Here is an 11,203-nt window from a genome sequence, read left to right as displayed (position 1 = left end):
GCAAGGCAGACGCACGCCACCCCNAGTCGAACGATACGCTGGAGCGCACGCCATCGGGTCGCCCGCCCGGGAAACGTCAAATCCCCTCCTGCCCTTCAGCCCACAGGCATGCCCTTTGCTTTCCCCGGCGATGGCTTCGAGCAGGCGTGCGTGTGCAGCCAACTCTTCGCTGCTCGCCTGCAACAGAATAGGCTTGGGACGTACCCGCGCGGCAGCCTGAGCAACCCGTTCGCCGCGCACTTCCAGCCCGATCGACAAGCTTTCCTGGCCGCGCGTCAGTGCCAGGTAAACCGCTGCCAGCAACTCGCAGTCGAGCAAGGCGCCGTGCAGCGTACGCGCGGTATTGTCGACGCCATAGCGTTTGCACAAGGCGTCCAGATTGTTGCGCTGACCGGGATGCAGGGCCTTGGCCATCGCCAGTGTGTCGGTCACGCCGTCGCACCAGGTGGTCAGCAGCGGCATTTCGAGTAAGCGCAGTTCCATGTTGAGGAAGCCGACATCGAAAGGGGCGTTGTGGATAATGAGTTCCGCGCCCCGGATGAAATCGACGAACTCCTGCGCGATATCGGCGAAACGCGGCTTGTCCTGCAGGAATTCCGGCGTGATGCCGTGCACCTGCATGGCGCCGGCGTCGATGTCGCGATCCGGGTTCACATAACGGTGCAGATGGTTGCCGGTGAGCCGGCGGTTGACCATTTCAACGGCCGCCACCTCGATGATGCGATGGCCCTGGTTGGGATCGAGGCCGGTGGTTTCAGTATCGAGAATGATTTGCCGCATGATTCCGATATTCAGTGTTGTTGTGCCTGCAGCACGCCCAGATTGGCCAGTGCATCGGCGCGTTCGTTCTCGGGATGGCCCGCATGGCCGCGTACCCATTTCCATTCGATGCGATGCAGTTGGCTCAACGCATCCAATTGCAGCCACAGGTCCTGGTTTTTCACCGGCTTGCCGTCGGCGGTACGCCAATTGCGCCGCTTCCAGCCCGGCATCCATTCGCTGATGCCTTTTTGCACATATTGCGAATCGGTATGGACTTCGACCGTGGAGGGCCGCTTCAACGATTCCAGCGCCCGGATCACCGCGGTCATTTCCATGCGGTTGTTGGTGGTGTTGGCCTCCCCGCCGCTGATCTCCTTGCGGTGTCCCCCGCCACCAGCAGGGCGCCCCAGCCGCCGACGCCCGGATTGCCCTTGCAGGCGCCATCGCTGTAGATAAAAATGGTGTCAGCGTTCACGACGGACCCGATACTGTTTGAGATTGACCACCTTGGCCGCGGGCGACAGCAAGCGCTGCGCCACCGGCGTCGTCCACTGCGGCAGGATGATGTTCATGCCCTGCACCCGCTTGACCGCCTGCAGGAAATAGACGCCGCCGCCCATGGCCCACCAGCGGTCGCCGGCCGGCTCCATGAAACGCAGACGTCGCAGCCAGTTCTCGCGGTTGACCGGCGGACGGTAGCAGCACATGCTGCCCGCCGCCACCTCGAGTCCCAGCAACACCATCCAGTCCTTCACTCGCGAAATGTTCAGAAAGCTGCCATTCCATGGATAGCCGCGTTCGCCGCCCTGCAGCTTGCGCGCCAGTCCCCACAGGCTGCGCGGATTGAATCCGGCCAGCACCAGCCGGCCCTCCGGGCGCAGTACCCGCTCGGCCTCGCGCAGCACCTGGTGCGGGTTGGAACTGAATTCCAGCACATGGGGCAGCAGCAGCAGATCGAGCGACTGGCTCTCGAACGGCAGGAACATGGGATCGGCCTGCACCCGTCCGGGNGCTTCGACCGCACATGTCACACGCAGCGGGATCCGGCTGTTGCGCAGGAAATCGATCTGCGGCAGGCCAACCTGCACCGCATTGAAGCCGAACACGTCCGACACCGCCTGGTCGAAATAGCGTTGTTCCCGAAACAGCAAGTGCTGTCCGAGCGGCGTTTCAAACCATCCCGCATTCAGCTTGGATAACATAGTCGTTTCTCCCGCCAGGTTGCCCCATCATGTTGACTCTCATTCCCCTGCCCGCGTTCGAGGACAATTACATCTGGATCTGGCACGACGGCCATCATGCCGTCGCTGTCGACCCGGGCGATCCCGTTCCGTTGATCGCCTTCCTCGATGCCCATCGCCTCACCCTGACCGCCATTCTGATCACCCATCATCATCGCGACCATACTGGCGGCAACGTCCTGCTGCGTCAACGCTATAACTGCCCCGTCTATGCGCCGGACAACCCGCGTATTCCGGCGGTGACCCGCATCCTGCACGGCGGCGATTCGGTCGATATCGTCGAACCGCTTTTACATTTCGACGTGCTGGCCACCCCGGGCCACACCCTCGACCACATCAGCTATGTCGGTCACGGCAGCCTGTTTTGCGGCGACACCGTGTTCGGATGCGGATGCGGANAACTGTTCGAAGGCAGCCCCGCGATCATGGCTGCCAGCCTCGATGCCATTCTAGCGCTGCCCGATACTACCCGGGTCTGCTGCGCGCACGAATACACCCTGAGCAATATTGACTTTGCCAAAACCATCGACGGCGCCAATCCGGCGCTGCTTGAACGCGAGCGTGCCGATCGTGCCCTGCGCGCCCGCAATGTGCCCACGTTGCCTTCGACCCTGCAGCTGGAGAAGCGCACCAATCCCTTCCTGCGTTTCCACGACCCTGATATGACGGCCTTCGCGAGTCGCTATCTGGATCGACCGCACCCCACGCCGGCCGAGGTATTCGGCGCGATCCGGGCAGCCAAGGATGCGTGGGACGGTTGACCGTCCCCATCCTGCCACTTACGATGGAGCCCTGTTGAGTACGGGAAACCGACTTGCCCGGAATCAAATTAATTGGCCGAATTCAAAATAAATCTGCTCAGTCTGGCCGTCCTTGCGGTGTTCGCTTCCCTGCCGGTGCACGCGGCGGAACCCGGCGCCGGCATCCAGACACTGGAGTGGAACAGCAATACCGACGACGACCCGTCCTCCGATCACGTATCCNCCACTGAAGCCGCCAGCCCGGACGACGTCTGGCAGCGCATCCGCAGCGGGTTCAAGATCGACGACGATGCGGCACGCAACCCGCTCGTGGCCGATCACGAAGCCTGGTACGCAGCACGGCCGGATTACGTGCGCCGCATGCTCGATCGGTCCCGCCGCTACCTGTTCCATATCGTCCAGGAAGTCGACCGCCGTGCAATGCCGATGGAAATCGCCTTGCTGCCAATGGTCGAAAGTGCGTTCAATCCCATGGCGGAATCGCCTTCCGCAGCCTCCGGCATCTGGCAGTTCATTCCGTCCACCGGCCGGCTCTATGGGCTCAGGCAGGATACCTGGTACGACGGCCGCCGCGATTTCACCGCCGCCACCGAGGCCGCGCTCGATTACCTGGGCAAGCTCTATCTCGATTTCGGCGACTGGGAACTGGCGCTCGCTGCGTACAACTGCGGGGAAGGTTGCGTCGCCCGCGCCATCGAGAAGAATGTCCAGCAAGGTTTGCCAACCAATTACGCCAGCCTGCCGCTGCCCAGCGAGACCCGGCATTATGTCCCCAAACTTCTTGCCATCAGGAACCTGATCAGCAATCCCGCACGCTATGGCATCGCCATCGACACGCTGCCCAACCAGCCCTATTTCAAGCAGGTCACCGTTCCCTCCGCCAGCATGGACATCCGCTCCGCTGCGCGACTGGCGGGCATGAGCAGCGATGAATTCGCCGCGTTGAACGCGGCCTTCCCACGCAAGCTCATCCGCTCGGCCGGACCGGTCAACTTGCTGGTGCCGGTCGCCAAGACCGACACCTTCCAGCGCAATCTGGAAACCGGAAGCTGGGATTCCTGGCAGCCCTACCCTGCGCAANAAGGCGAACGTCCCGAGACCATTGCCAGACGCCTCGGCGTCAGTCTTGCCAGCCTCGAAGAACACAACCAGTTCCATCTGAAGCGCGGCAAGCTGGTGCGCGAGCAGGTCATTCTGGTGCCGGTCAGGAAACGGGGCATGGCAGCCGCAAGCGCCGAGAGCCCCTTGCCTGCCGTATCCAATCCGACCCAACTCGTGGTGCAGCGCGGCGACACCCTGTACAGCATTGCCCGCCACTACGGTCTGACCGTCGCCGAACTCGGCGACGCCAACCCCGGCCTTGACGGCCGGCTCACGGCCGGCCAGACCCTGCGCCTGCCGTCCACGCAACCGGTCCAGATGACGGCGTCCCTCCAATCCGTCGCCTACTCCGCCACCCACATCGCGAAACCCGCCATACCGAGCCGGTATATCGTTCAGACTGGCGACACCCTGAGCGCCATCGCCCGACGTTTCGACATCAGCCTGGCGGATTTCAGGCTATGGAATCCTGCTTTCAGGAAACACAGCACGGTCCGCGCGGGTCAGACAGTCATCGTCAGGGCGCCCTGAGAACCGTCGGCTCAGTCCGATGCAGGCGGTTCGTCGGACTTGTCCGACATCAACAGCGCCACCCCGATCGCAGCCAGCACCATCCACATCACGGCGGCCCAGATGCCCAGCGCATTGGAGAGCGGCCCCATGAACATCAGGGTAAGCATCGCCACGGCCAGGACGCCGTTGCCAAGCCAGAAATTTCGACTGTGTTTGCTGCTGCTCAATTGATACTCCGTCTCCAGAAAACTTAATCCTGCGCTGCCACCCAGTGGCACCGCACCCAATGTCCCCGCCCAGATCGGTTCGCGCCGGATAGGTTTGCCGGCACACGGCGCTGGCGTGCGGACAACGCGGATGGAAATGGCAGCCGACCGGCGGATTGAGCGGCGAAGGCTGGTCGCCAGCCAGGCGAACGATAGTCTGCCCGGTGTGCGGCTCGATGCGCGGCACCGCACTAACCAGCGCTTGCGTATAAGGGTGGCGTGGCGTGCGCAACACCGCACCGGCCCGACCTTGCTCGACGATACGTCCGAGGTACATCACCGCCACATCGTGCGCCAGATATTCCACCACGGCGAGATTGTGCGTGATGAACAGATAGGCCAGGCCGAGATCGGCCTGCAGGTCCTTCAGCAGATTCAGTATCTGCGCCTGCACCGACACGTCGAGCGCACTGGTCGGCTCGTCGCAGATCACCAGCCGCGGCGACACGGCAAGCGCCCGTGCGATCGCAATGCGCTGCCGCTGCCCGCCTGAGAATGCATGGGGATAACGGCCGCCTGCATCGTCCGGCAAGCCGACCTGATTCAACAGCCGAGCCACGGCACCGCGCCGTTCGCCGCGCGCGCCCACACCCAGCGCGTCCATGCCTTCGAGCAGGGTGTCCACTACCCGCATACGCGGATTGAGCGAACTGAACGGATCCTGGAATACCATCTGTGCCTGCCGTCGCAGCGCGGGTGCATTCTTCGCGGTGATGGTCTCGCCGCCCAGCATGATGGTGCCCGCAGTCGGCTCGATCAGCCGCAGCAAGGCCTTGCCCACCGTCGTCTTGCCGCAGCCCGATTCACCCACCAGTGCCAGCGTGCGGCCGGCCTGGATCGTCAGGTCCACGTCATCGACGGCGCGCACGTGTCCTACCGTACGCTGGATCAAGCCGCGCCGGATCGGGAAAAACACCTTCAACCCTTCCACCTGCAGAAGCGGCTGCGGNGGATGTTCCGCCACGGGATGGGCGACACGTTCGCGCACGCTGCCCGCCGGCAAGCTGCCCGCCAGATGGCAGCGCACTCGCTGTCCATCCAATTCCTGCCAGCCGGGCGACTCCGCGCGGCAACGTGCGATGGCAAACGGACAGCGCGGTGCGAACCGACATCCGCGTAAATGCGCGTCAAGCCGGGGCACTTGGCCGGCGATCGTGGTCAACCGCCCGGCATCGCCCGTTCGCGGCAAGGCCTCGAACAGCATGCGACTGTAGGGATGCTGCGGCGCCGTGAAGAAGGCGTCGCGCGTACCCTCCTCCAGCAATTCGCCGGCATACATCACGCCCACGCGGTCGGCGTTCTCGGCCACCACGCCGAGGTCATGCGTGATCAGCAGCATGCCCATCCGGCGCTTCGCACGCAAGTTGCGCAACACGTCGAGCACCTGGGCCTGGATGGTCACGTCCAATGCCGTCGTCGGCTCGTCGGCAATGAGCAGGCTGGGCTCGCCCGCCAGCGCCATGGCGATCATCATTCGCTGGCGCAACCCGCCCGAAAGTTCGAACGGGTAGCTATCGAGCCGCCGTGCCGCATCCGGCACACCCACCGAATCGAGCAGTGCGCGTGCAGCGTCGCGCGCAGCCTGTCCGTCGAGGCCCTGATGCAAGGACAACGCCTCGCCGATCTGATCGCCCACCTTGATGACGGGATTCAGCGCCAGCATCGGCTCCTGAAACACCATCGCCATCCGCCCGCCGCGGACGCGCCGCATGTCGCGCTCGGGCAGTGCCAGTACATCGGTTTCGCCCAGTTGCACGTGGCCCGACAGGATGCGCCCGCCATCCGGCAACAGCCGCATCAGCGACAGAGCGGTCATCGATTTGCCGCAGCCCGACTCGCCCAGCAAAGCGTAGGTTTCGCCCGCCGCAACGTCGAACGACACGCCATCGACCACGCGCGCGGCACCGATACCGGTGACCAGCTTGTCGACGCGCAACAGCGGGCTCACCGCCGTTCCTCCAGGCGCGGGTCGAATGCATCGCGCACGCCATCGGCAAACAGGTTGGCGGCCAGCACCAAGGTGAACATGAAGACAAAAGCCGCGCCCAACTGCCACCAGACGACAGGCTCGCGCGCCAGTTCGAGACGCGCGCCGTTGATCATGTTGCCCCAGCTATACATGGCAGGATCGACACCGACACCGACATAGGAGAGCACGGCCTCGGCCAGAACCAGGCCCGAGAAGTCCAGTACGATCGCAATCAGCACGAGGTGGAATACGTTGGGGAAAATGTGGCGGCTGATGATGCGTGCGTGCGATACGCCGAACGCCCGTGCCGCCTCGACATAATCGAGCGTCCTGAGCTTGAGTGATTCGCCGCGCAACAGGCGCGCCAGGCTGGTCCAGCTGGTCACACCCATGATGACGCACAGGGCCAGCAGGCGGACATCGGCGCGCGCTGCCGCGGTGTCGAACAGATCGGGGTGGGCCTCGATGGCAACCTGTACGATGAGTACCGCTGCCGCGATCAGCAGGACGCCTGGAATGGAGTTCAGCACGGTGTAGACATACTGGATGACGTCGTCCACCCAGCCCCGGAAATACCCTGCCGCAATCCCCAGCACGATCGCCAGCGGCAGTGTGACCAGCGTGGTGAGGGTGCCGATCACCAGGCCGGTGCGGATGCTCTTGAGGCTGATGTAGAGCACATCCTGTCCGACCTTGTCGGTACCGAAGACATGATAGCCTGCGGCCAGACGGGCCATCACCGCCCCCAGTATCAGCATCAGCGTCAACACGATCACGACTGTCCGCCCAGGCCAGCCGAGGTGACCCGTTGCCCAGGCAGACAACCAGCCCCCGAGCCTCATCCGCTCATGCCGCGCCTGCCAAGCCGCAAGCAGGCCGAACAGCAACAGACTGCCCGCCAGGCCCTGCAACAGGCCGACGAGTATGCGCCGGACGATGTCCGGTCCATACTCGTCGGCCTGCTTCAGATGCGCACCGCCATATTTCAGACGCGGGTAATCCCGAACAGTGGCGCCGCCCCGCTCCGTGAACTCCTTGGCGTACAAGTGCATCGCCAGCGGAGCGGAATAGGTTTTTCCTGCTGCGTACGCAATCTGCCTGCCAATGCGTCGAACACAGACAACACTTCGACCGAATATTGAGGCCTGTCTGGCGGGCTGTCGTCCAGTCGTTCGCGGTAATGCAGCGAGTCGAGCAGACCGATGACTACGAACACGGCCAGCACCAGCGCCGCACCCATCGCCATGGGGCGCCTCGCCACGGCCGCCCAGGGGCGCGCAAGTGCGCGTGACGGCGGATCCACCACACTGCTGCCAGCGATACGATCAGCAGCATGAAAATGAGCGCGTCGGTCCACAGCAGGACAGGGACGAAATGGGATGTGACCAAGCTCATTGCAGCCGCACCCGAGGATCCACCCACGAATAGGAAATGTCGGTCAGGATCAGGCCGACGATATAGAGAAANGAGCCCAGAAACACCATCGCGCGCACCACCGAGAAATCCTGGGCCTGGATCGCGTCGATCGTGTAGCTGCCGAGCCCCGGAATGCCGAAGAAGGATTCGGTGATGAGGCTGCCCATGAACAGCAGCGGCAACACCACCACCGCGCCGGTCAGGATCGGGATCATGCCGTTCTTCAGCACGTGGCGGAACAATACCCGAACCTCGGACAGGCCCTTGGCACGTGCGGTACGGACGTAGTCCTTGCCGATCTCCTCGAGAAAAATCGTTCGGTACCAGCGCGATCCACTACCGATGCCCGCCACCACTCCGACCAGCACCGGCAGCAGGATGAACCGGAAGCCGTCGATTCCACCCGCATAGCCCGAGATCGGCAGCAGGTTCCACAGCTTGGCGATGAAATACTGCCCCGTGATGATGTAGAACAGGAATGAAATCGACATCAGTACCACGCACAGCACCACGCCCCACAAATCGAGATAGGTGGTACGGAAGAACACCATCAGCAAGGCAAAGGTGATATTGACCAGGAGGCCGATCACGAACACCGGCAGCGCGATCGCCAGGCTCGGCCACATGCGGGTGCGGATTTCGTTGCTGATGTTGCGGCCGTCGTCCCCATTTCCGAACTTGAACGCGAACATCGACACCGAATGCTGGAAGAAGATCGTGTCGGTGAACCGCGCGCTGCCGCTCGCCTGGGCGTTCAGCAGCAGCGGCTTGTCGTAGCCGTGTTCGACCTTCCAGCGCTCGATCGCATCCTGCGTCACGTGCTTGGCGCCCAGCTGCAGCCGCGCCATGTCGTCCGGCGTATTGACGACGAAGAACAGGGCGAAGGTCAGCAGGTTGACCCCGATCAGGATCGGGATCGCATAGAGGAGACGGCGCAGGATGTAGGCGAACATCAGGCAGTCGTCCTTTCGCGCCGGCGCCAGACGACCACTGCCGGCGCAATGAGTGCAACCACGCCGCCGACCAGCAGCAGGATCGGCCACAGCACGGGACGGTTCCATTCTGCACGCCGGGCGGCACGCAGATCCGGGTCGATACGCCGGTACTTGAGCGTATTGTTGGCCATCAGGTTGGGCTTGACGTTATGGACCCAATCATGGCGCAAGCCGAAGGATTTTGGATAGTAGGCAAAAATCCAGGGNGCATCGCGGCGCACGATCTCGAGCATGGCATTGATCACCTGCTGGCGCTCGGGGCCGTTGTCCATATCCTTCATGCGCTCGAACAGGCGGTTGAATTCGGGATTGTCGTAGTTGGCTGCGTTCTCGCCGCCGGTGGCCACTTTCTTGTTCGGCCCATACAGCAGGAAGAAGAAATTTTCCGGATCGGGATAATCGGCATTCCAGCCCCATTCGAACAACTGCGCGTTGCCCTTGCGCATCTTGTCCTGGAAACGGTTGTAATCGGTGCCGCGCACGACCAGCTGCACATTGAGCTTGTCGAGCTGCTTCTTCATCCAGTCGAGCCGCGACTTGGTATCGGGGCCGCTTGCCATGGTGTCGAAATAGAGCACCAGCGGCTCGCCGGTTTTGGCGTTGCGGCCATTGGGATACCCCGCCTCGGCCAGCAGCTTCTTCGCCATCTCTAGGGGACGTCTGACGATCTTGCTGCCATGCGCCTCGTACACATACGGATTCAGCCCTGCCACGCCATCGACGTATCCGAACAGCCCGGGCGGGATCGGTCCCTGTGCCGGAATACCTCGGCCGTTCAGGAAAATGGAAATGAATTCGTCGTAGTCGAACGCGATGGAAATTGCCTGCCTCAGTTTGCGACGATCCTCCCCNTGACCGCCCACCACCGGATCGAGCATGTTGAAGCCCACGTACCAGATCGAAGCCGCTACCGCAGTAACGAGATGGATACCCTTCTCGCGCATGCTGTCGGTCAGCCGTGGATCACCACCTGCCGAGAACTGCACGGCTTGGTCGAAGCTGTCCGAGCTGATACCGGAACTGTCGTAATAGCCCTGCAGAAACTTGCTCCAGTAAGGGATGGTTTCCTTTTCCAGACTGAACACAGCCTTGTCCACGAACGGCAGCGGCTTGCCCGCGTCCGCCAGCAGACCCGCTTGGCGATCCGCCGCATCACCGTCCTCGGGATAGGTTTCGCCGTGATAGTAGGGATTCTTCGTCAACACCATGCGGCGGTTGGGATCATTCTCTGACAGGTAGTAAGGGCCGGTCCCGACCGGCTGCCAGTCCAGGGTCAGGTTGTTGTCCGCCATACCCGGCTGCGCGTAGAAGGCGTCGGCCTCCCACGGAACAGGCGCAAANAACGGCATCGCCAGCCAATAGATGAACTGCGGGTATTTTCCCTTGATGTGAATTCGATACGTATAGCGATCCACCACTTCCGCACCCGCCAGCGGAAAATCATTCAAGTTCAGCTCCATGCCGGGATGCGCCCTGGATACCTTCTCCAACGTGTCGCCGAGCGCTTTCAGGCCAACGATGTGTTCCGACATCAGCCCAAAAATAGGTGAGCTCAAGCGGGGATTCGCCAGCCGCTTGATCTGGTAGACATAGTCGGCCGCAACGAGTTCGCGGGTGCCTGTCTGCGGAAAGTCGCTGATCTGCGTCTTGTCCTTCAGCGCGGCCACGTCCAGCGCATGATAGAGAAAGCGGCCCATGGAATCCCGTGCAAATGCCGGGTGCGGTTGATAGCGGATGCCAGGACGGATCCGAATCTCGTACACGCTTTCGGCGATGGCTGTGGCGGGTGCATCATCGGCAAGCGGCTGGCCGGCCGCGTCGAAATAGCGCGGCTTGGGCACGGCCTCGGCCGTCAGCGGGATCAGCGTATACGGGCGCTTGAGAAAATGGTACTGCAGGGGCGGTTCGTAAATCTGCCCGGTAAATTCGGCTTCGTTCGAACTGTAAGAACGGGCCGGATCGAGATGTTTGGGGCGTTCGGAAAACGCGCTGTACAACACATTGGCGTGCGCATCGGTGTCGGGGTAGGGATTGTTCCAGCTGTCGGAGCAGCCTGCCAGCAGGCCTATCCCCAGCAAGCTGATCCTCAATAAAATTGCCCCGATACGCACCATGGCGCCAGTGTACCCAAGCGCGCCGTCAACGTCAGCTGTTATAATCCGGGGCAACTCAACTCTTC

6 protein-coding genes and 3 pseudogenes are annotated in these 11,203 nt (G+C 62.6%); 2 read left to right on the top strand and 7 right to left on the bottom strand.

Features of this window, described 5'->3' with window-relative positions:
* Positions 1-76: 76 nt before the first annotated feature.
* The 3 genes and pseudogenes from dnaQ to HZY77_RS01340 form a co-directional block, all read right to left on the bottom strand.
* Positions 77-780: pseudogene (gene dnaQ, locus HZY77_RS01350) on the bottom strand (DNA polymerase III subunit epsilon).
* An 11-nt stretch (positions 781-791) separates the two neighbouring features.
* A pseudogene (gene rnhA, locus HZY77_RS01345) lies at positions 792-1,237 on the bottom strand (ribonuclease HI).
* The gene (locus HZY77_RS01340; RefSeq protein ID WP_296636094.1) at positions 1,227-1,964 is read right to left on the bottom strand and encodes a methyltransferase domain-containing protein; all 738 of its coding nucleotides are present in this window, start codon (positions 1,962-1,964) and stop codon (positions 1,227-1,229) included. Before HZY77_RS01340 ends, rnhA begins: the two are co-directional and overlap by 11 nt.
* A gap of 29 nt (positions 1,965-1,993) precedes the next feature.
* Between HZY77_RS01340 and gloB the strand changes: the two genes are divergently transcribed.
* Together gloB and HZY77_RS01330 are read left to right on the top strand one after the other, a co-directional pair.
* Positions 1,994-2,764 carry a hydroxyacylglutathione hydrolase gene (gene gloB / locus HZY77_RS01335; RefSeq protein WP_296817990.1) on the top strand — a complete coding sequence of 257 codons (771 nt, stop codon included), beginning with the start codon at positions 1,994-1,996 and terminating at the stop codon, positions 2,762-2,764.
* A gap of 72 nt (positions 2,765-2,836) precedes the next feature.
* On the top strand, positions 2,837-4,396 hold the full coding sequence (locus HZY77_RS01330; protein WP_296817988.1) for a LysM peptidoglycan-binding domain-containing protein: 1,560 nt from the start codon (positions 2,837-2,839) through the stop codon (positions 4,394-4,396).
* Here the strand turns inward: HZY77_RS01330 and HZY77_RS01325 are convergent.
* The 4 genes and pseudogenes from HZY77_RS01325 to HZY77_RS01310 all read right to left on the bottom strand — a co-directional run bounded on the left by HZY77_RS01325 (position 4,325) and on the right by HZY77_RS01310 (position 11,138).
* Positions 4,325-6,592, bottom strand: coding sequence for an ABC transporter ATP-binding protein (locus HZY77_RS01325; RefSeq protein ID WP_296817985.1), 2,268 nt, complete (start codon positions 6,590-6,592; stop codon positions 4,325-4,327). The two genes, HZY77_RS01330 and HZY77_RS01325, sit on opposite strands and share 72 nt — an antisense overlap.
* Positions 6,589-8,008, bottom strand: a pseudogene (locus HZY77_RS01320) (ABC transporter permease). Before HZY77_RS01320 ends, HZY77_RS01325 begins: the two are co-directional and overlap by 4 nt.
* Positions 8,005-8,982 carry an ABC transporter permease gene (locus HZY77_RS01315; protein WP_296817982.1) on the bottom strand — a complete coding sequence of 326 codons (978 nt, stop codon included), beginning with the start codon at positions 8,980-8,982 and terminating at the stop codon, positions 8,005-8,007. Before HZY77_RS01315 ends, HZY77_RS01320 begins: the two are co-directional and overlap by 4 nt.
* Positions 8,982-11,138, bottom strand: coding sequence for an ABC transporter substrate-binding protein (locus HZY77_RS01310; RefSeq protein WP_296817980.1), 2,157 nt, complete (start codon positions 11,136-11,138; stop codon positions 8,982-8,984). Before HZY77_RS01310 ends, HZY77_RS01315 begins: the two co-directional genes overlap by 1 nt.
* Between the last annotated feature and the right edge of the window lie 65 nt (positions 11,139-11,203).

Source organism: Thiobacillus sp. (assembly GCF_013693775.1).
In the GTDB taxonomy this organism is placed as follows: Bacteria; Pseudomonadota; Gammaproteobacteria; order Burkholderiales; family Thiobacillaceae; genus Thiobacillus.
Note: the sequence above shows the minus strand (reverse complement) of the source record. Positions and strands in the feature narration are given on the sequence as shown.